Raw genomic sequence first — 20478 nt, 5'->3', positions numbered from 1 at the left:
GCCGGCCGGGTCAGGACCCGGTGGCCGGCAGCGGCGGGAGCATCTCCACGCCGAGTTGCTGGAGGACCTGGAACAGCTCGTTGACGCTCCACACGTCGACGATCCGGCCGGTCTCGTCGAAGCGGAGGAAGCTCGCCCCGGAGTAGCTGACCACCCGGCCGGTGGGCGGCACCGGGCCGAACTGCCCGGCCTGGGTGCCGGCGGCCCGCCAGTGCACGGCCACCCGGTCACCGCCGGCCACCACCTCGACGATCTTGTAGCGCAGGTCGGGGAAGGACGCCCGCCGGTCCCGGTGCCAGGCCAGGGTGGCCTCCGGGCCCGTCCCGCCCAGCCCCGGGCAGTCCTCGGCGATCAGGTCGTACGCGCTCTCCTCGCGGCCGGCGTTCCACACGTCCGCGATGAAGCGTCGGGCCGCCGCCTCCACATCGGTCACCGCGGCAGCCTAGCCCTCGCCCTTCGCGCTCGGCCTGCCAGGAGCGGCCGGAGCGACAATGATGGGACCGGAACGAGACATCTTCGGGAGGCGACGTGGGCGGCGACGAGATCCTCGACCGGACCGGCGGCAAGTACGTCGAGCCGGGCGGCGAGTTCACCCGGGACCAGCGCTACATCGCCACGCGGATCACCGCCGACGGGTCGAGCGGCTGGCCGGTGGAGGCGGGCCGCTACCGGCTGGCGGTCAGCCGGGCCTGCCCCTGGGCCAACCGGCTGATCATCGTCCGGCGGCTGCTCGGGCTGGAGGACGCCATCTCGATGGCGGTGGCCGGGCCCACCCACGACAAGCGGAGCTGGACCTTCGACCTCGACCCGGGCGGCCGGGACCCGGTGCTCGGCATCGAGCGGCTGGCCGACGCCTACTTCGCGCGCTTCCCCGGCTACGAGCGGGGCATCACCGTGCCGGCGATCGTGGACGTGCCGACCGGGCAGGTGGTCACCAACGACTACGCGCAGATGAGCCTGGACCTGTCGACGGAGTGGACCGCGTACCACCGGCCGGGCGCGCCGCAGCTCTACCCGGAGCGGCTGCGCGACGAGATCGACGAGGTCAACGCGGTGGTCTTCGCGGATGTGAACAACGGCGTCTACCGGTGCGGCTTCGCCGGCAGCCAGGAGGCGTACGAGAAGGCGTACCACCGGCTCTTCGACCGGCTGGACTGGTTGACCGAGCGGCTGACCGGGCAGCGCTACCTGGTCGGCGACACGATCACCGAGGCGGACGTCCGGCTGTTCACCACGCTGGTCCGCTTCGACCCGGTCTACCACGGCCACTTCAAGTGCAACCGGCAGAAGCTGACCGAGATGCCGGTGCTCTGGGCGTACGCCCGGGACCTGTTCCAGACTCCGGGCTTCGGCGACACCGTCGACTTCGACCACATCAAGCGGCACTACTACGAGGTGCACCGGGACATCAACCCGACCGGGGTGGTGCCGCTCGGCCCGGACCTGGCGAACTGGCTCACCCCGCACGGCCGGGAGCAGCTCGGCGGCCGCCCGTTCGGCGACGGCACGCCCCCGCAGCCGGCGCCGCCGGCCGAGCGGGTCGACCCGGAGCACACCCCGCTGCGCGACGCGGACTGAGCCCGCCCGCCCTCACATGGCCAGGCGGACGGCGGCGGTCAGCACGAGCTGGGCCAGGGCCAGCGGGACCAGCACCAGCCAGCAGAGGCGCTGGAGCTGGTCCTCGCGCAGCCGCGGGTAGCTCACCCGGAGCCAGATGATCACGAAGGCGACGGCGAACACCTTGAGCAGGGTCCACAGCCAGCCGAGCTGGGCGTCGGCGAACGGGCCCTGCCAGCCGCCCAGGAACAGCACGGTGGTCAGGGCGGCGATCACCACGATGCCGACGTACTCGGCCAGCAGGAAGAACGCGAAGCGCAGGCCGGTGTACTCGGTCATGTAACCGAAGACCAGCTCGGAGTCGGCCACCGGCATGTCGAACGGGGGCCGGCGGATCTCGGCCAGCCCGGCCACGAAGAAGATCACCATGGCGGGCGCCTGCCAGATCAGCCACCAGGGCCGCCACGCCTCGACGATGCCGGGCAGGCTGAGCGTGCCCGCCGCCATGGCCACCGAGGCGGCGGCCAGCACCAGCGGCAGCTCGTAGCCGAGCAGCTGGGCCGCCCCGCGCAGCCCGCCGAGCAGGCTGTACTTGTTGGCCGAGGCCCACGCCGACATGAGCACCGCCAGCACACCGATGCCGACCACGGCCAGCACGAAGAACAGGCCGATGTCCAGCGGCTGCCCCACCAGGTCGCCCGGCCCGAGCGGGATGACCAGCAGGGCGAGCAGGTAGGGCACCAGGGCCACCGCGGGGGCCAGCCGGAACACCGGCCGGTCCGCCTCACGCGGGGTGACGTCCTCCTTCTGCACGAACTTGATGCCGTCGGCCACCAGCTGCGCCCAGCCGTGGAAGCCGCCCGCGTACATCGGGCCGAGGCGGCCCTGCATGTGGGCCATCACCTTGTGCTCGGCCTGGCCCACGATCAGCGGCAGGGTGAGGAACGCGACAAGCACGGCCGCCACCCGGAGGACCAGCTCCAACCAGTCCGGCATCAGCCCTCCCCCTCCTCGGCGTCGCCGGCCGGTTGCGGGCGGGCCGGCCGGGCCGGGCGTTCGCCCGGTGCGGGGCGGGCCGGGCGTTCGCGGGCCGGGCGGGCCGGCGTACCCCCACGGGGGCCCTCGCCCATCCCGGCCGCGCCGGCCGGCGTGGGCGTCGTGCCCCACTCCCCCGGCGCCGGCACGCCCGGCGGCCGGATCGGCCGGCGGCCGCCGCCCGCCTCCGACTCGCCCGGTTCCTTCGCGCCCGGCCAGGGCTTGGCGACCCGGGAGGCGAGCACGAACTCCTTGCGCAGCGGGTGGCCCTCGAACTCCGGCGGCAGCAGCAGCGGCCGCAGCTCGCCGTGCCCCTCGAAGCCGATGCCGAACATCTCGTGGGTCTCCCGCTCGTGCCAGGCCGCGCCGGGGAAGACGTCCACCACGGACGCCACGACCGGCGCCTCCCGGGGCACCCGGGTGCGCAGCAGCAGCCCGTGCCGGTGCCGGACCGACCACAGGTGGGCCACGATGTCGAAGCCCTCGGCCAGCTCGTCGACGGCCGACAGCCAGTCGAAGAAGTCGCAGCCCAGCTCGTCGTCGCCGCGTGCCGCGCGCACCGCGTCGCGCCAGCTCGCCGGGGGTACGTCGACGGTGGCGCGGGCGTACCCCTGACCGCCGGAGACCGACGCGGTGGCCTCGACGGGCGCGAGCAGCGCGACCACCCGCCGGCCGACCTCTTCCGGAGTCATGCCGCTGATCCTATGGCCGCCGGCCCGGAGCCGTGTCGGGCCGTCCACGCTCCCCCGGGCGGGATCCGCCGCTTTGCCGGGCACGCGGGCCCCGGGCGGGGAAGGATGAACACCGTGCGCGCTGTCACTGTGACTCCCGGCGTCCCCAATTCCCTGCGCCTCGACGAGGACTGGCCCGAGCCGCCCACGGACGAGGGCGCGATCCTGGTCCAGGCCCTGGCGGTCGGCATCTGCGGGACCGACCAGGAGATCATCGCGGGCGAGTACGGCCAGGCCCCGCCCGGCCAGGAACGGCTGGTGCTCGGGCACGAGGCGCTGGGCCGGGTGCTGGAGGACCCGACCGGCACCCTCCAGCCCGGCGACCTGGTGGCCGGGATCGTCCGGCACCCCGACCCGGTGCCCTGCCCGAACTGTGCCGTGGGCGAGTGGGACATGTGCCGCAACGGCCGGTACACCGAGCACGGGATCAAGGGCCTCCCCGGCTTCGCCCGGGACCGCTGGCGGGTGCAGCCGAGGTTCGCCGTCGGCCTGGACCCGATGCTCGCCCCGGTCGGGATGCTGCTGGAGCCGACAAGCGTGGTGGCGAAGGCGTGGGACCACATCGAGCGGATCGGCAGCCGGGCAGTGTGGCAGCCGCAGAACGTGCTGGTCACCGGCGCCGGGCCGATCGGGCTGCTGGCCGCCCTGCTGGGCATCCAGCGCGGGCTGTCGGTGCACGTGCTGGACCGGAACAAGACCGGGCCGAAGCCGGAGCTGGTCCGGGCGCTCGGCGCGACGTACCACACCACGACCGTGGCGGAGCTGGACTTCGCGCCGGACGTGGTGGTGGAGTGCACCGGCGCGCCCGTGGTCGTGATCGACGCCATGTGCAAGGCCGGGCCGAACGGTGTCGTCTGCCTCACCGGGGTGTCCAGCGGCGGCCGGACCATCGACTTCGACGCGGGGGCGCTCAACCGGGACCTCGTGCTGGAGAACAACGTGGTCTTCGGCTCGGTGAACGCGAACCGCCGGCACTGGGACCTGGCCGCGCAGGCGCTCGCCCGGGCCGACCAGGCGTGGCTGGACTCGCTCATCACCCGCCGGGTGCCGGTCTCCTCGTACGCCGACGCGTACGCCTCCACGGGCGAGGACATCAAGGTGGTGCTCGACTTCGAGCTCTGAGGGCGGGGCGGCCGAGCGCGGGCTCCGCCGCCCCGGAGCCTCAGATGCCGGGCAGCCGGCCGTTGCGGAACAGGTCCACGAAGAGCTGGTGGTCCTCGCGGGCCCGGATGCCGTAGGTGTGCGCGAAGTCGATCAGGTAGTCGACGAAACTGTCCGCGTCGGCGTCCACGACCGCGACGATCGCCTCCTCGGTGGAGTAGTCCACCAGGTCGTGGCTGGACTCGTCGTCGGCCACCGAGTGCATCCGCGCCACCGCCCGGCCGAGGTCGGTGAGCACCCCGCCGAGCTCCTCGGGCTCGTTGACGTCGGCCCAGTCGAGGTCGGCCGCGTACGGGGAGACCTCGGCGACGAGCTGGCCGGCGCCGTCCAGCTCGGTGAAGCCCAGCCACGGGTCGGCGTGCGCCTGCAACGCGCGCTGCGACTCGGCGGTACGGTGCCCCTGGTGCCGGAAGTACGAGCGGACCCGCTCGTCGTCGATGTGCCGCGCCACCGCCGGCACCTGGGCCTGCTTCATGTAGATGACGACGTCGTTCTCCAGCGCCTGGGTGTGGCCCTCCAGGAGCAGGTTGTACGAGGGCAGCCCGGCCGAGCCGATGCCCACGCCCTTGCGCAGCACCACGTCCTTGATGTTCGCGGCCACCGGGCGGAGCCGGGCGCTCCCCTCCGGCAGCGTGCCCAGGTAGTCCTGGAAGGCGGCGCAGACCTGCTCCCGGGTCGCGGCGTCGACCTCGTAGACCCCGTCGCCCAGCGAGAACCGCCGCTCGTAGTTGTCGATCGTGGTCTGCGTCGCGAGCAGGTCGACCCGGGTGTTCAGCCGGGCCTGCTGGAGCACCCGGCGCAGCACGCCGTCGGCGTTGTCCAGGGTGATCGAGCCGATCGCGTCGTCGCCGCCGGCCGCGATGGCCCGCAGCTCGGCCAGGTACGACCGGGCGAAGCCGGCCACCAGCTCGCCGATCACCCGGTCGGAGAGCGCCTTGGCGTAGCCGAGCAGGGCCACGCTGGCGGCGAAGCGCTTCAAATCCCAGGAGAACGGCCCGACGTACGCCTCGTCGAAGTCGTTGACGTTGAACACGAGCTGCCCGGAGGCGTTCATGTAGGTGCCGAAGTTCTCGGCGTGCAGGTCGCCGTGGATCCACACCCGGCTGGTCCGCTCGTCGAGGAACCGGTCGCTGGCGAAGTCGCCGCGCTGGTCGGCGTAGAAGAGCGAGGCGCTGCCCCGGTAGAAGGCGAACGGCGAGGCGGCCATCTTGCGGAACTTGCGGCGGAACGCCGCCGGGTCGATCGCCATCGACGCGCCGAACTCCTCGGTGAGCACGTCGACGATGAAGGCGGAACGCTTGTCCGCGGACTGGGTCATGGTCCGCAGGCTAGACCTCGGCCGCCACCTCGCGGCTCAGCCGGCCGGGGGACGTACCGGTGGCGCGGTGAGGGATTCCACGGGCCGGGGGGTGCTCTCCGCGGGCCGCGGGTCGACCGGCGGGGCGAGCCGGTCGGGGCGCGGCACCCCGCCGACGCCGGACTCCTCGGCGGCGATCTTCTCCTGGAGGCGGAGGATGCCGTGCAGCAGCGCCTCCGGGCGGGGCGGGCAGCCGGGCACGTAGACGTCGACGGGGATGAGCTGGTCGACGCCCTTGGTCACCGAGTAGGAGTCCCAGTAGGGCCCGCCGCAGTTGGAGCAGGCGCCGAACGAGATGACGTACTTCGGTTCGGGCATCTGGTCGTAGAGCCGCTTGATGGCCGGGGCCATCTTGTCGGTGACCGTCCCGGAGACCACCATGAGGTCGGCCTGGCGGGGACCGTGGGCGAACGGGATCACGCCGAGCCGCATGAAGTCGTGCCGGCCCATGCTGGTGGCGATGAACTCGATGGCGCAGCAGGCCAGCCCGAAGTTGAACACCCAGAGGGAGTAGCGGCGGCCCCAGTTCAGCACGAACCGGATCGGCTCGCCGAGCACGGCCGGCAACTGCACCTCGCGCCTCCCCTCGCCTGTCTTCGAGTTGACAGTCAACCACAGCGCCCGGGACGGCAACCGGCGCAACCGGGGCCGGCGTCAGGGCGTGTGACGGACGTGACCGCGCCGGCGGCACGTGCACGGGGAGGAACAGATGACGGTGACGAGGGAGCCACGGCTCGGCGAGCCGCCACCCGGGGGGACAGCGGACCGGCCGGAACACCCGGGCCGGGGCGAGGCGGTCGACTTCGACGGGCTCTACCATGCGCACTTCCGGTCCCTGACGCTCCAGCTCGCCGCCTACTGCGGCGACCTGTCGCAGGCGCAGGACCTGGTGCAGGAGGCGTTCTGCCGGGCGTTCGCCCGCTGGTCGCGGGTGTCCCGCTACGACGACCCGGTGGCCTGGGTGCGCCGGGTCGCCTGGAACCTGGCCACGAGCCGCTGGCGGCGGCTGCGGACGGCCCAGTCCTGGCTGCACCGGCAGCGCGAGGAGCACGTGCCGGGTCCGGGCCCGGACCGGGTGGCGCTGACCGCCGCGCTGGCCCAGTTGCCGGCCGTCCAGCGCCGCGCCGTGGTGCTGCACTACCTGGCCGATCTCACGGTCGTGCAGATCGCGGAGCAGGAGGGGGTGCCGGAGGGCACGGTCAAGTCCTGGCTGCACCGGGGCCGGGCCGCGCTGGCGGCCCAGCTCGCCACCACGAACGAGGTGAACCACCATGACTGAGCTTGAGGACATCCTGGTCAGCGGCGAGTTCGCCGCGTTCCGCGAGGCGTACGCCCCGGCGGTGCACCCGGCCGGGACGACGGCGGTGCGGGAGACCGTCCGCCGCCGGCGCCGCCGTACCGCGGTGGTCACCGCGGCGGCCGTGGTGCTCGCCGTGGCCATCCCGGTGGGCGCGAACGCCGCACTGAACCGACGTCCCGACCCGAGGCCGGGTCCGGCGCAGACCGCCACCCCGAGCCCGTCGGAGACGACCGCCTCGCCGACCCCGCCGCCACCGACGCCGAGCACGGCCAGCACCACCCCGGCCGCCCCGGACGGGCGGATCACCCGGTCCCAACTGCTCGCCGCCCGGCTGGACCTGCCGACCTGGCCCGGGTACGCCCCGAAGACCTGCGTCAGCGACAACGTCCGGCTCCGGTCCGAGGCGGAGTCGGGCTCCGTGCCGAGGCTGCTGGCCGATCCCCGCTACGGCGACCTAGACGGCGACGGCGCCACCGAGACGGTGGCCCTGGTCGCGTGCCGCTACGGCGAGGCCTCGGAGAAGCAGGTGCTGGCCTTCGACCGGGACGACGCCGGCCGGATCGTCACCATGGGCCTGGTGGTCGGCACCCACGACGGGATGGGCGACATCACGGACTTCTCGGTGCAGGACGACGGGAGGATCCGCGCGTACGTGGCCGACATCCAGCCGTGTTGCAGCACGCCGAAGTGGTCGCCGCAGCGGCAGTGGCGGACGTACGCCTGGACCGGCGAGCGGTTCACCCAGACGGCCGGGCCGACGAAGTTCGGGGTCGACCCCCGCCTGACCGACCTCACCCTCACGGCCGGCGACCTGGTCGTCGGGCCGGCGGACACGAAGGGCAACCGCACCGCCACGGTGACCGTCACGGTGGTGAACAAGGGACCGGTGGACGTGCCCCTGCTCGGCTTCTCCGACTTCTTCACCATCGGCGAGCCGGCGGGCGGGGACCTGAGCCGGTGCCGGGCGGTGCGGTCGGACGGGGGAGACGCCTGCGTCCTTGACGCCCTGGCAGCCGGGAAGCGGAAGACGTACACCTTCACTTTCCGCTACGACCCGCCGGAAATGGCGGACAGCCGGCCGACCCTGCGGGTCATCCACTACGACCCGCAGGAGCGGTGGTGGGGCGACCTGAAGTTCAAGGACAACCAGGTCGAGCTGCGCACGGCCGGCTAGAGCCGCCGCGTCGCCTTCGCGACAGAGCATGCCGCAACCGACCGTCCGAACCGGACGTGTCACAGGCATCGGACCGGCGGAAGCGCCGCCGTCCACCAACGGGGATTCACGGGAGGACCAGCATGACCACACGTACGACACGGGTCGCCACCGCGCTGCTCGGTGGGGCCGCCGCCCTGCTCACCCTGGCCGCACCGGCCGCCGCGGCACCGGACGCGACCAGCGGCGGCATCGACGTCACGGCCCAGCGGCTCGTCCTGGAGCCGACCGACCAGGGGTACGTCGGGACGCTCGCCGCGACGGTGACCAACCGGAAGCCGACAGCGACGTCGGTGAACCTGGTGATCACCGAGCCGGCCAGCGCCTCGTTCGCCACCATCGAGCCCGGCGGCGCCTGTCTCTACGACCGGCTCGTGGAGAACCGGCTGGTCATCAGCTGCATGGGTGACCAGATCGAGGCTGGGCGGAGCACCACCTTCCGGCTCGGCTTCCACGTCTGGACCACCACCCGGGACTACCCGATGGTCGCCGACGGCGGGCGGATCGAGGTGGTCCCGGCGGGTGCCGACCGGGCCGCGGACGCCACCGGCTTCACCACCCTCTTCCGTTCCACCACGGGCAGCCTGCGGAAGCCGCGGCCGTACGTGCAGGCCACCGAGACCGACCTGAGCATCCGGGGCGGCGCGGTGACGCTCAACCGGCAGCCGGACGGCAGCCTGCTCGGGCGGATGCCGGTCACCGTGCGCTACGGCAACGACGCCCCGACCTTCTCGCTCAACGTGGAGGCGGCCCTGCCGTCCGGGGTGGACGTCCACCACATCGAGCCGCAGGACATGCCGAGCTTCCCGAACTGGTTCACCGTGCCCGGCGGCCGGTTCATGCCGGGCGAGGAGCGGACCTTCGACGTGTTCCTCAGCGCGCCCGTCGGCACGCCGGCCGGTGAGCTGGGCACCGGCACGTTCACCGTGGCCGGGAGCTACTTCTGGGCGGCCGACCCGCCGCAGGACGTGGACCCGGCCGACAACAGCACCTCCTTCGCGGTGACCGCGGTCGACGCGAGCTGACCGGCGACGACGGACCCGGCGCGGTCGCGCCGGGTCCGTTTCGTCCCACCGGGCCGTCGCCATGCCGGCCCGTCGATATCGTGCCCATCGACGCCCGCCGGAGCCGGCGGGCTCGTCGCCCAACGGGGAGGAACAACCATGTCCATCACCACGTCCACCGGCCGGCGGGTCGCCGCCGGCCTGCTGGGTTCCGCGCTGGCGCTGCTCGCCGCCGGAGCGCCCGCCGCCGCCGCGCCCGCCGAGGCCGACGGCCCCTGGTCGATCACCGCCGAGCGGCTGGTGCTCAACCCCACCACCAAGGGGTACGCCGGCACCTTCGCCGTGACCGTCACCAACAACGGCACCACCGCCGACTACCCGTCGCTCGACTTCGTCGAGCCGGTCGGCGCCTCGTTCGACAGCGTCACCCCCGGCGGCCCCTGCCTCTACCAGGGGCTCTCCGCGAACCGGATGCGGATCGAGTGCGTCGGGGAGACGATCGAGCCGGGCGCCAGCCAGACCTACACCTTCGGCTTCCACGCCTGGACGACCCCGCGGAAGTACGCGATGACCGCCGCCGACAGCCAGATCAGCGTGCTCGGCGACACCGGCGAGCCCGCCGCCAGCGCGACGATCAGCACCGTCTTCCGCTCCACCACCGGCAGCCTGAAGAAGCCGCAGCCCTACGTGCAGGCGACGAAGAGCGACATCCGGGCCACCACCGGCGCGGTCACCCTGCACCGGCTCGCCGACGGGAGCCTGGAGGGGCGGATGCCGCTGACCGTGCGCTACGGCAACGACGCCCCGTCGTACGGCGTCAACGTCTCGGCGACCCTGCCCGCCGGGGTGGTCGTCAACCACATCGAACCCCAGGACATGCCGAGCTGGGACCTCGGCTTCAGCGTGCCGGGCGAGCGGTTCATGCCCGGCGAGGAGCGCACCTTCGACGTCATCCTGAGCGCTCCGGCCGGCACTCCGGGCGGCGTGCTGGGCACCGGGTCGTACACGGCGATGTCGAGCTTCTGCTACTGCGAGGACGTGCAGGACGTCGACCCGGCGGACAACACCGCCTCGTTCACCGTGACGGCCGACGCGAGCTGACCTGTCCGCGAGGGCCCGGGACCGCGGGGTTCCGGGCCCTCGCCGTGCTCACCAGGTCGGGCGCTGGAGCAGCCCGACGAACTCCACGAGCAGCCGCTCCCGCAGCCGGACCGGGGCCGCCTGGAGCAGCGTGTTCACCGCCGCCATCCGGTCCGGCGCCGGTCCCGCGCCGAGTCCGAGGCCGGCGGAGAGCCCGGCGATCAGGTCGGGGGTGAGCGCCTCCGGGGTGAGGCTGCCGGCGAGCGCCAGCAGTTCCGGCGGCAGCACGACCGGCCCGGCCGCCCGGGCGGCCGCCGCCGCCTCGGCCAGCGCCGGGCCGAACTCGGGCACCCGCGGGGCCACCGCCGCGGTGACCGTGAGGTGCACGCTGGCCGGCAGGCCCGCGTACGTGAGCTGCGGCTGGGTGTGCCAGCCCCGGGCGGTCAGCTCGTCCACCAGCACGAACAGGTCCAGCCCCGGGTCGTCGGCGGTGAAGCAGACCACCGTCGACTCCGGCTCGGCCAGCAGCCGCAGCCCGTCGACCGCGCGGACCGCGTCGGCCAGCCCGGCGACCGCGTCACGGGTCACCGCGGCCAGCCGCAGGTAGCCGTCCTCGCCGAGGTGCCGCAGGGTGGCGTACGCGGCCGCGATCGGCCCGCCCGACCGGGTCGACGCGATCACCGGGTTGACCATCGTGTAGCCGGGCCAGTCCGCGTACGCGAAGAACTGCGGCGCGCGCAGCCCCGGATCCCGGTGCAGCAGCACCGACACGCCCTTCGGCGCGTACGCGTACTTGTGCAGGTCGACCGAGATCGAGGTGACCCCGGGCACGGCGAAGTCGAACGGGGGCACCGGCGCGCCGAGCCGGCGCAGCCAGGGCAGCGTCCAGCCGCCGAAGCAGGCGTCCACGTGGCAGCGCACCCCGGCCGCCGCCGCCCCGGCCGCGATCTCCGCCACCGGGTCGATCACGCCGTGCGCGTACGACGGGGCGGAGGCGACCACCAGCACGGTCTCGGGGCGGATCGCGGCGGCCACGTCGGCGGGAGCCGGACGCAGGGTCACCGGGTCCACCGGCACCGGGTCGAGGGCCACCCGCAGGTAGTGGGCCGCCTTGGCGAAGGCGGCGTGCCCGCTGACCGGCACCACGATCCGCGGCTCGGTGAGGTCGGGCCGGGCGTCCCGGGCCGCCTTGACGGCCAGGATCAGCGACTCGGTGCCGCCGCTGGTGACGCTGCCGACCACGTCCGGCGCGGACGTGCCGGGTCCGCCGCCGAGCAGCCGGGCGGCCGCCCCGACCAGCGCGTTCTCCATGGCCAGCAGCGACGGGAAGGCGGTGGGGTCGAGGCCGTTGACGTGCGCGCTCTCGGCGTACGCGGCCTGCGCCAGCTCGTCCAGCCCGGCCACCCCGGGGTCGTAGACGTAGGCGAACAGCCGCCCGCCGTGGGTCGGACGGTCGGCCGCCCGCAGGGCCCGGATCTCGTCGAGCACCCGCGCGGCAGGCATCCCCTCGACAGGCAGCGCGCCCGTCGTTTCGTCGATCATGGACGTGTGGTGCCCTCTCTGTGACGGTCAGCGGCTCTCATCCGCGACCACGAATCCCTGGTCGTCGGAACCGGGGGCGACGGCGGCCAGGTCGGCCGGGGTCAGGGTGTAGCCGCGCAGCAGCGCCACCGGGGCGGCGACGAGCAGCGCCGGCAGGACGGTGAAGCCGAGCAGCACGCCGAGCCGGGCGGTCGCCGACTGGTCCGCCGCGACGCCGGTGGACGAGCTGACGTAGCCGGAGAGCTGGAGGACCAGGCCGTAGATGCCGGGGCCGAGGGCCAGGCCGAAGGTCTCCCCGGCGGTCCACAGCCCGGTGAACACGCCGGCCTGCCGGCGGCCGGTGCGCGCGGTGTCGTAGGCGATGCAGTCCGGCAGCATGGCCAGCGCGAAGACCTGCTGGCCGGCGTAGCCGACGCCGATCAGCGCGACCACCGCGTACACCCCGGCGGCCGGCAGCGCCGGGGACGCGACAAGGGCGAGCGCGCCGGCCGCGAAGAGCAGCGACGCGGCGACCAGCGCGGCGCGCTTGCCGAGCCGGGCGCCGGCCCGGGTCCACAGCGGCATGACCAGCAGCGCCGGGCCGACGAAGCAGGCGAAGAGCAGCGTCGGCCCGCTGTCCGGGGCGCGGAGCACCTGGTCGGCGAAGTACTTCACGCCGGCCAGCACGGTGGCGACACCGGCGGACTGGATCACGAAGCAGACCAGCAGCGCCCGGAACGGCCGGTTCCGGCCGGCGACGGCGAGTTGGGCGCGCAGGCTCGGCTCGCTCTCCCCCACCGTGCCGGCCGGCGCGGACCGGGTGCCGAGGAACGCGCCGACCGTGCCGGCCACGATGAGCGCCGCCACGAACAGGCCCATCCAGCGGTGCCCGGGCACGCCGTCGCCGCCGGCGGTCACCACGGCCGGGGCCACCGCCCCGGAGACCAGGATGGCCAGCGCCAGCACCGCGATCCGCCAGCTCATCAGCCGGGTACGCTCCGCCGGGTCGTCGGTCAGCTCGGCGGGCATCGCCACGTAGGGCACCTGGAAGAAGGCGAACGCCGTCGCGGTGGCCAGGAACGCCAGGGCCACGTACGTCCCGGCGGCCGGTCCGGCGCCGAACGGCGCCGCGAAGATCGCGGCGAAGAGCACGGCCAGCGCCAGCCCGCCACCGAGCAGGTACGGCCGGCGCGCGCCCCACCGGGACCGGGTCCGGTCGGAGATCCGCCCGGCGACCGGGTTCACCAGCACGTCCCACGCCTTCGGCAGGAGCACGAGCAGGGCGGCCACCCCGGCCGCGACGCCCAGCGTGTCGGTGAGGTACGGCAGCAGGAGCAGCCCCGGCACCGTCCCGAACGCGCCGGTGACCAGCGAGCCCAGCGCGTATCCGGCGTGCACCCGGCGAGGCAGGCTCCCGCCCGTTCCTGTCATGGAGCCGAATGCTACTCACGTTATGTCGGCGGTCACATCCCCTCGTCGGGCGACCAGGCGGCCGCCGCCATGTCCACCCCGGCGGGACGCAGCGGGCAGCCCTCGGCACGCAGCCGCGCCCGCGCCTCCACCTCGTGCCCCGGTGGCAGCCGGCCGGCCGAGTTCACCACCCGGTGCCAGGGCACCCCGCCCCCGTGCCGGGCCATGATCGAACCGACCAGCCGGGCCGAGGCCCGCCCCGACCGGTCCGCGAGGGCGTCGGCCACCGCCCCGTACGACATCACCCGGCCGGGCGGGATCCGCTCGACCAGGTCCAGCACCGCCTCGACGTACTCGTCAGGTGTCACGGGCTGCCACGATATGGGAACGCGCCGAGGTGCGGCGGACCGCAGCGCGCAGAATGGTCCGGTGCGCGAAGCAGTCACCTCGGCCCGCCGGATCGTCGTCAAGATCGGCTCGTCCTCGCTGACCACCCCGGCGGGCGGCCTGGACGACACCCGCGTCGACGCGCTCGTCGACCCGCTCGGCGCGCTGGCCGCCGCCGGGCGCGAGGTGGTGCTGGTGTCCTCCGGCGCGATCGCCGCCGGCCTGGCCCCGCTCGGGCTGCCCCGGCGCCCCCGCGACCTGGCCACCCAGCAGGCCGCCGCCAGCGTCGGGCAGGGCCTGCTCATCGGCCGGTACGCGGCGGCCTTCGCCCGGCACCGGCTGACCGTCGGGCAGGTGCTGCTCACCGTCGACGACGTGACCCGGCGAGCGCACTACCGCAACGCGTACCGGACCCTGCGCAAGCTGCTCGACCTGCGGGCCGTGCCGATCGTCAACGAGAACGACACGGTGGCCACCGAGGAGATCCGGTTCGGCGACAACGACCGGCTGGCCGCGCTTGTCGCCGCCCTGGTCGACGCCGACCTGCTGGTGCTGCTGTCGGACGTGGACGCCCTCTGGACCGGCGACCCGGCCCGCGCCGGCAGCACCCGGATCACCGAGGTGCACGGCGAGGGCGACCTGGCCGGCGTCGACATCGGCGGGGCCGGCCGGGCCGGCGTGGGCACCGGCGGCATGGTCACCAAGGTCGAGGCTGCCCGGATCGCCACCGGCTTCGGCATCCCCGTGGTGCTCACGGCCGCGCCGCTGGCCGCGCCGGCGCTGGCCGGCGAGCCGGTAGGCACCTTCTTCCACCCGAGCAGCCGGCGCCCCGCCGCCCGCCTCTTCTGGCTGGCGCACGCCACCGCGCCACGCGGCCGGCTGCACCTCGACCCGGGCGCGGTGCAGGCGGTGGTGGGCCGGCGCAAGTCGCTGCTCCCGGCCGGGATCACCGCGGTGGACGGCGCGTTCACCGCCGGGGACCCGGTGGACCTGGTCGACACCGAGGGCGCACCGGTCGCCCGCGGGCTGGTCAACTACGACGCGGTCGAGCTGCCCGGGCTGCTCGGCCGCTCCACCACGGAACTCGCCGCGGCGCTCGGCCCGGCGTACGAACGGGAGGTCGTCCACCGCGACGACCTCGTACTGCTGTGAGGAGTGCTGGCATGAGCGTCGTCGAGCAGGCCCGCCGGGCCCGGAGCGCGGCGGAGGCCCTCGCGGTCACCACCCGCACGGTCAAGGACGCCGCGTTGCGGGCGATGGCCGACGCGCTGGTGGCGCGTACCCCGGAGATCCTGACCGCGAACGCGGCGGACCTGGCGGCCGGACGGGAGGCCGGGCTGAGCGCGGCCGTGCTGGACCGGCTGGCCCTCGACGAGGGCCGGGTGGCCGCCATCGCCGACGCGCTGCGCCAGATGGCCGCGCTGCCCGACCCCGTCGGCGAGGTGGTCCGCGGCGCGACCCTGCCCAACGGGCTGGAGCTGCGCCAGGTCAGGGTGCCGTTCGGGGTGGTCGGCATCATCTACGAGGGCCGCCCCAACGTGACAGTCGACGCGGCCGGGATCTGCCTGAAGTCCGGCAACGCGGCGCTGCTGCGCGGCTCCTCCTCGGCGGCCCACTCCAACGCCGCCCTGGTCGCGGTGCTCCGCGACGCCGTCGCCGGCGCCGGCCTGCCGGCCGACGCGGTGCAGCTCCTCGACTCCAGCACCCGCGACTCGGTAAAGGAGCTGATGCGCGCCCGCGGCCTGGTCGACGTGCTGATCCCGCGCGGCGGCGCGTCGCTGATCCGCACCGTCGTCGAGGAGTCCACCGTGCCGGTGATCGAGACCGGGGTGGGCAACTGCCACGTCTACGTGGACGCCGCCGCCGACCTGGCCAAGGCCGTGGCGGTCACCCTGAACTCGAAGACCCAGCGCCTCTCGACCTGCAACACGGCCGAGTCGTTGCTGGTGCACGCGGACATCGCGGACGACTTCCTGCCGGCCGTGCTTGCCGCCTTCGCCGACGCCGGGGTGACAGTGCACGGCGACGCGCGGGTGGCGGCCTACTCCGACGCGGTGGTGCCGGCCACCGAGGAGGACTTCGACACGGAATACCTCTCCGCCGACATCTCGGTCGCGGTGGTCGACTCGCTGGACGCGGCCGTCGCGCACATCCGGCGGCACGGCACCGGGCACACCGAGGCGATCGTCACCGACTCCCAGCCGGCGGCCCGCGAGTTCGTGGCCCGGGTGGACGCCGCCGCCGTGATGGTGAACGCCTCGACCCGGTTCACCGACGGCGGCGAGTTCGGCTTCGGCGCCGAGATCGGCATCTCCACCCAGAAGCTGCACGCCCGCGGCCCCATGGGGCTGCCCGAGCTGACCAGCACCAAGTACGTGGTCACCGGCGACGGCCACCGGCGCTGACCCGGTCGCCTCAGGCGGTGGGGGCGGCCGGCTCCGGCGGCGCCGACTCCGGTGGCGGAGCGGACGGCGGGGCCGGCCTCGGCAGCGGCACGACGGGCGGCAGGACCAGTTCGCCCGGGGGCACCGGGCGCGGCGCGGGCACCAGCGGCGGGGAGGGCAGCGCGGCCGGCTGCGGCGCGACGAACGGCGCACCGGAGACCGGCGCCTCGGGCGCCGTCGGGCGGCAGGCGCGGATCGCCCGCAGCGTGGTGTGCACGTCGAACTGGTGGCCGTCGTCGCTGTCCCAGCCGCCGTCGCTGCGCTGGGTCTCGGCCAGCCGCCGGCGGGCCGAGACCAGCAGCCACTGCTCCTCGCCCACGTCGACCCGGCGCAGCGTGGCGGCGAGCCAGGCCACGTCGGCCGGGGACATCTGCGGGATGCGGTCGGCCAGCACCGCCTGGATCCGGGCCGACTCGTAGTACATCTGCTGGCGGTGCAGCACGGCCGCGGCGAGCCAGCCGGCCGGCAGGAAGGACGGCCAGCTCCCGTCGGGCGCGAGCTGGGCGGCGAGCGCCTGGGCGGCCGCCTGCACCACGCCCGCGTACGCCCCGCCGACCCGGTGGTCGAGCGGGCCGGCGGCGCGGGCGTCCAGCCCGGCCACGGTGAGCCAGAACCCGGCGTTGGCGGTCAGGAACAGCCGCGCCTCCGGGTCGCCCGGGGTGGCCCACTCGGGGGCGAACCCGGCCAGCGACGGGTCCTCGTCCCACCCGCCGTCGGCGAGCTGCCGGGCGGCCAACCAGTCCAGGGCGTGCCGGGCGGCTGGGCGGCCCAGCGCACCGAGGTCGTCCAGCTCGGCCAGGCGGTAGCAGGTCGCGTCGACCGAGGCGACCTCGCCGTCGAGCACGGCGGGCCAGCCGCCGCCGGGCGCCTGCCCGGACTCGGCCGCGTCGAGCAGCTCGGGCGGCACCGGGGTGCCGGTGCGCAGCCGGGAGAGGCGGGCGCGGTCCACCGCGTCGCCGTGCGCCACGACGAACCCGATCGCCGCGTCCAGATCCACCACGGCAGTCACGCTACCGGCGCAAACGTGGTTACGCCTCGGTAGCTCGGCCAGGGGTGGCCCGGCCCACCGGCGGTATGACGAAGGGCCCTCCCGGCACACCGGGAGGGCCCGACGACTCCGACCTCAGTACGCGGGCAGCGACGGGTCGATCTGCTTGATCCAGGAGAGCACCCCGCCCTGGACGTGGACGGCGTCCCGGAAGCCGGCCGCCTTCAGCGCGGCGAGCGCCTCGGCGGAGCGGACGCCGGACTTGCAGTGCAGCACGATCTGCTTGTCCTGCGGGAGCCTCGCCAGCGCGTCGCCCGAGATGATCTCGCCCTTGGGGATCAGGGTGGCGCCGGGGATCCGGACGATCTCGTACTCGGCCGGCTCGCGGACGTCGACCAGGAAGATGTCCTTGCCGGCGTCCTGCCACTCCTTCAGCTCCAGGGCGGTGATGGTCGAGTCGACCACCGCCTCCTGCGCCTCGTCGGAGACCGCGCCGCAGAAGTCCTCGTAGTCCTCCAGCAGGTCGGTGACCGTGGGGTTCTCGCCGCAGAGCACGCAGTTCGGGTCCTTGCGAACCTTGATCTTGCGGTAGCTCATCTCCAGGGCGTCGTAGACCATCAGCCGGCCGACCAGCGGCTCGCCGATGCCGGCCAGCAGCTTGATCGCCTCGTTGACCTGGATCGACCCGATGGACGCGCAGAGCACGCCGAGCACGCCACCCTCGGCGCAGGAGGGGACCATGCCGGGCGGCGGGGGCTCCGGGTAGAGGCAGCGGTAGCAGGGGCCGTGCTCGGCCCAGAACACCGATGCCTGGCCGTCGAACCGGTAGATCGAACCCCAGACGTACGGCTTGCCGAGCAGCACGGCCGCGTCGTTGACCATGTAGCGGGTGGCGAAGTTGTCGGTGCCGTCGACGATCAGGTCGTAGCCGGAGAAGATCTCCCGGACGTTGTCCCGGTCCAGCGCGGTGTTGTGGATCTCCACGTTGACCAGCGGGTTGATCTCGCGGATCGAGGCGGCGGCGGACTCGGCCTTGGACCGGCCCACGTCGGAGACGCCGTGGATGATCTGGCGCTGGAGGTTGGACTCGTCGACGGTGTCGAAGTCGATGATGCCGAGGGTGCCGACACCCGCGGCGGCGAGGTACATGAGGGCCGGCGAGCCGAGACCGCCGGCGCCGACGCAGAGCACCCGGGCGTTCTTCAGCCGCTTCTGCCCCTCCACCCCGACGTCCGGAATGATCAGGTGGCGCGAGTAGCGACGGATCTCGTCTACGGTCAGCTCGGCGGCGGGCTCGACGAGCGGGGGCAACGACACGGTGGACTCCCCGGGATCGGCGGTGGGACCGCGCCATTGTCGCTCGCCCCGGTAGGGATCGGCCATGATGAGGGCCACGTCGCCCGACATGCGGGAGCGGGAATAACTCAGACCCCGTCGGTCGGCTCGCCGGAGTAGCGGACCCCGTCGACGTACGGCCAGGCGTTCGCCACGCAGCCGTCCAGCCCGTACGTCTGCTGCTGCATCACCGGCGCCGGCTCGCCGGGCCCGGGGCACGCCTGGTGCAGCTCGCCGAGCTCGTGTCCGACCTCGTGGTTGACCACGTACGTCCGGTACACCTCCAGCGGGGCGCCGTAGTCGGGCACCGCCTCCATCCACCGGGCCAGGTTGATGACGACCCGTCCGGGCAGCCGGCACGAGGTGTACCGCTCGGTGCTCAGGCCGCCCTCGGCGCACATCCGCTCGGAGGTGGCCGGGGTGGCCAGGTAGATGGTGAAGTCGGCGGCGGCCGCCTCGGGCACCCGCTGCACCCGGAGCTCCCCCGAGGCGATCCAGCTGCGCGGGTCGCCGAGCACCGCGTCCACGGTGGCGGCGAACTCGTCCGCGTCCTGCCCGGCGTCCCGCTCGACCTCGATCCGGTAGCGGCGCAGCGGGCCGTCGTGGCCGCGTACGGGTGACCGGCCGTCGGCGGCCGCGAAGCTGCCGGGGCCCGCCGTGGGGTACCCGCGCGGCTCGGTCCGGGTCCCCGCGCCGGCGCCGTTGGCCAGCGACGGATCGGCGGCGGACAGCGGATGCCGGGTGGACAGGTGCACCGGCCAGTCCGGGCCGGCCAGCCGGGTCGCCTCGAACGCGCCGGCGCCCGCGGCGAGCAGCACCGCCAGGAGCAGCACGGCCCGCCGGCGGCGGCGCCGCATCCGGCGCACGCCGGGACGGGCCGGCGCCGGGGTCCCGGGGTGGGTCGGCGGACGGTCGAAGTCGAGCCGCGCCGACGGGCGGTCGCCGGCCGGCGCGGGATCCTCAGGCGGGTCGTAAGGGGACGACGACGTCATGACACCAGCGTGCCATGGCAATTCGGGCAATTAGCTCTTTTCGCCGGTCTTTGCGCGAAATACTGCTCATCGCCAGGATCAGGTCCTCAGACCGCCGGACCGGTGTACCGCTTCCCGGACAGGTACGGCCACGGGTTCGGCCGGCAGCCGTTCAGGAAGAGCGTCTGCTGCTGCATCACCGGCGCCGGCCGGCCCGCCCCCGGGCAGGCCTCGTGATGGTGGCCCAACTGGTGGCCCACCTCGTGATTGATCACGTAGAGCCGGTAGGTGTCCAGCGGCAGCTTCGCCGCCACCAGGTGCGGCGCCGAGGTCCGCCACCGGTCCAGGTTGATCACCACCTTGCCGGTGACCCGACAGGACGTGTACGGCACCCCGCCCACCCGGATGTTGATGCCCCCGGCGCCACAGAGCCGGCCCGCCGTGTCCCGGGTGGCCAGGTAGATGGTGAAGTCGGACGCGCTGCCCGGGCCGACCCGCTGCAACCGCAGCCGGCCACCGTCCACCCAGCTCCCCGGCCCGGCCAGCGCCCGCTGCACCGCGTCGCCGAAGGCGTGCACGTCCTCACCGGAGCCGTCCTCCACCGCCACCCGGAACCGGCGCAGGACCCCGGCCCGGCCCAGCACCCCGCCGGTCCGGTCGTCGTAGCCGAAGCTCCCCCGCCCGTGCGAGGGCACCGGCCCGGGCAGGCTCAGCACCGGCGCCACCGGGGCGGTCGACACCGGGGCCGTCGACGGCGACGGCGACGGTGTCGGCGACGCGCCCGACGGCGGCGCACTTGCCGGCACGGGCGACCGGGCCGCCGAACCGACCTCGACAAGCGCCTCGGCCGACGGAAGCTGCAGGGCCACGCCGATGCCGACCGCGGCGGCGGCGAAGAAGGCGCAGACCACGAGGGCGGAACGCCAGCGGCCGGCGGGCCGGGCGGCGGGCCGCGCGGCACGCGGACGGACGGAGGTGGGCATC

The 20478-nt window shown here is 74.3% G+C and carries 18 protein-coding genes and 2 pseudogenes; 8 read left to right on the top strand and 12 right to left on the bottom strand.

What is annotated here, in order from left to right; all coding sequences use genetic code 11:
* Window positions 1-10: 10 nt before the first annotated feature.
* Window positions 11-433 carry an ester cyclase gene (locus GA0070603_RS23235; protein ID WP_091317815.1) on the bottom strand — a complete coding sequence of 141 codons (423 nt, stop codon included), beginning with the start codon at window positions 431-433 and terminating at the stop codon, window positions 11-13.
* A 95-nt stretch (window positions 434-528) separates the two neighbouring features.
* Here GA0070603_RS23235 and GA0070603_RS23230 point away from each other — a divergent pair, with 95 nt between their 5' ends.
* A complete protein-coding gene (locus tag GA0070603_RS23230; RefSeq protein WP_091317812.1) occupies window positions 529-1578 on the top strand; it encodes a glutathione S-transferase family protein in 1050 nt (349 codons plus the stop codon).
* Between the two features lie 12 nt (window positions 1579-1590).
* On the opposite strand, the gene nuoH is transcribed toward GA0070603_RS23230, so the two are convergent.
* Complete coding sequence (nuoH, locus tag GA0070603_RS23225; RefSeq protein ID WP_091317810.1) at window positions 1591-2553, bottom strand: NADH-quinone oxidoreductase subunit NuoH; 963 nt, start codon at window positions 2551-2553, stop codon at window positions 1591-1593.
* 134 nt (window positions 2554-2687) lie between these two features.
* A pseudogene (locus GA0070603_RS23220) lies at window positions 2688-3284 on the bottom strand (NADH-quinone oxidoreductase subunit C); the annotation flags it as partial.
* A gap of 114 nt (window positions 3285-3398) precedes the next feature.
* On the opposite strand from GA0070603_RS23220, the gene GA0070603_RS23215 reads away from it, so the two are divergent.
* Window positions 3399-4445: a glucose 1-dehydrogenase gene (locus GA0070603_RS23215; RefSeq protein ID WP_208862941.1), complete on the top strand. Its 1047-nt coding sequence runs from the start codon at window positions 3399-3401 to the stop codon at window positions 4443-4445.
* 40 nt (window positions 4446-4485) lie between these two features.
* Here the strand turns inward: GA0070603_RS23215 and GA0070603_RS23210 are convergent, their stop codons facing one another.
* Window positions 4486-5802 (bottom strand): DUF2252 domain-containing protein, encoded by a 1317-nt coding sequence (locus GA0070603_RS23210; protein ID WP_091317805.1) that lies wholly within the window; start codon window positions 5800-5802, stop codon window positions 4486-4488.
* A 36-nt stretch (window positions 5803-5838) separates the two neighbouring features.
* Window positions 5839-6414 carry an NADH-quinone oxidoreductase subunit B gene (locus GA0070603_RS23205; RefSeq protein ID WP_091317803.1) on the bottom strand — a complete coding sequence of 192 codons (576 nt, stop codon included), beginning with the start codon at window positions 6412-6414 and terminating at the stop codon, window positions 5839-5841.
* Between the two features lie 136 nt (window positions 6415-6550).
* Here GA0070603_RS23205 and GA0070603_RS23200 point away from each other — a divergent pair, with 136 nt between their 5' ends.
* From GA0070603_RS23200 to GA0070603_RS23185, 4 genes are all read left to right on the top strand, one after another.
* Window positions 6551-7120: a SigE family RNA polymerase sigma factor gene (locus GA0070603_RS23200; RefSeq protein ID WP_091317800.1), complete on the top strand. Its 570-nt coding sequence runs from the start codon at window positions 6551-6553 to the stop codon at window positions 7118-7120.
* Entirely contained in the window at window positions 7113-8315 is a 1203-nt protein-coding gene (locus GA0070603_RS23195; protein ID WP_091317798.1) for a hypothetical protein, read from the top strand. Before GA0070603_RS23200 ends, GA0070603_RS23195 begins: the two co-directional genes overlap by 8 nt.
* A 122-nt stretch (window positions 8316-8437) precedes the next feature.
* Entirely contained in the window at window positions 8438-9379 is a 942-nt protein-coding gene (locus GA0070603_RS23190; protein WP_091317795.1) for a hypothetical protein, read from the top strand.
* Window positions 9380-9517: 138 nt separating this feature from the next.
* Window positions 9518-10459: a hypothetical protein gene (locus GA0070603_RS23185; protein ID WP_244282593.1), complete on the top strand. Its 942-nt coding sequence runs from the start codon at window positions 9518-9520 to the stop codon at window positions 10457-10459.
* A 48-nt stretch (window positions 10460-10507) separates the two neighbouring features.
* Here GA0070603_RS23185 and GA0070603_RS23180 read toward each other — a convergent pair whose 3' ends face one another.
* Genes GA0070603_RS23180 through GA0070603_RS23170 form a run of 3 tightly spaced genes read right to left on the bottom strand, consistent with a single transcriptional unit; the run spans window position 10508 to window position 13737 of the window.
* Window positions 10508-11980, bottom strand: coding sequence for a pyridoxal phosphate-dependent decarboxylase family protein (locus GA0070603_RS23180; RefSeq protein WP_091317793.1), 1473 nt, complete (start codon window positions 11978-11980; stop codon window positions 10508-10510).
* A gap of 27 nt (window positions 11981-12007) precedes the next feature.
* Entirely contained in the window at window positions 12008-13390 is a 1383-nt protein-coding gene (locus GA0070603_RS23175) for an MFS transporter (RefSeq protein ID WP_091317791.1), read from the bottom strand.
* A gap of 32 nt (window positions 13391-13422) precedes the next feature.
* Window positions 13423-13737, bottom strand: coding sequence for an MGMT family protein (locus GA0070603_RS23170; protein ID WP_091317788.1), 315 nt, complete (start codon window positions 13735-13737; stop codon window positions 13423-13425).
* Between the two features lie 13 nt (window positions 13738-13750).
* Between GA0070603_RS23170 and proB the strand changes: the two genes are divergently transcribed.
* Entirely contained in the window at window positions 13751-14908 is a 1158-nt protein-coding gene (gene proB, locus GA0070603_RS23165; RefSeq protein ID WP_091317786.1) for a glutamate 5-kinase, read from the top strand.
* Window positions 14909-14919: 11 nt separating this feature from the next.
* The gene (locus GA0070603_RS23160) at window positions 14920-16161 is read left to right on the top strand and encodes a glutamate-5-semialdehyde dehydrogenase (protein ID WP_091317784.1); all 1242 of its coding nucleotides are present in this window, start codon (window positions 14920-14922) and stop codon (window positions 16159-16161) included.
* Window positions 16162-16381: 220 nt separating this feature from the next.
* On the opposite strand, the pseudogene GA0070603_RS23155 reads toward GA0070603_RS23160, so the two are convergent.
* The 4 genes and pseudogenes from GA0070603_RS23155 to GA0070603_RS23140 form a co-directional block, all read right to left on the bottom strand.
* Window positions 16382-17251: pseudogene (locus tag GA0070603_RS23155) on the bottom strand (prenyltransferase/squalene oxidase repeat-containing protein); the annotation flags it as partial.
* Window positions 17252-17323: 72 nt separating this feature from the next.
* Window positions 17324-18571, bottom strand: a complete 1248-nt coding sequence (gene moeZ / locus GA0070603_RS23150; RefSeq protein WP_208863068.1) for an adenylyltransferase/sulfurtransferase MoeZ — start codon at window positions 18569-18571, stop codon at window positions 17324-17326.
* A gap of 41 nt (window positions 18572-18612) precedes the next feature.
* Complete coding sequence (locus tag GA0070603_RS23145; protein WP_244282591.1) at window positions 18613-19515, bottom strand: DUF3152 domain-containing protein; 903 nt, start codon at window positions 19513-19515, stop codon at window positions 18613-18615.
* An 86-nt stretch (window positions 19516-19601) separates the two neighbouring features.
* Window positions 19602-20477, bottom strand: coding sequence for a DUF3152 domain-containing protein (locus GA0070603_RS23140; protein WP_091317782.1), 876 nt, complete (start codon window positions 20475-20477; stop codon window positions 19602-19604).
* Between the last annotated feature and the right edge of the window lies 1 nt (window position 20478).

It is taken from the genome of Micromonospora chersina, assembly GCF_900091475.1.
Lineage (GTDB): Bacteria > Actinomycetota > Actinomycetes > Mycobacteriales > Micromonosporaceae > Micromonospora > Micromonospora chersina.
The sequence above is the reverse complement of the archived record's forward strand: the minus strand, read 5'-3'. Positions and strand labels throughout refer to the sequence as shown.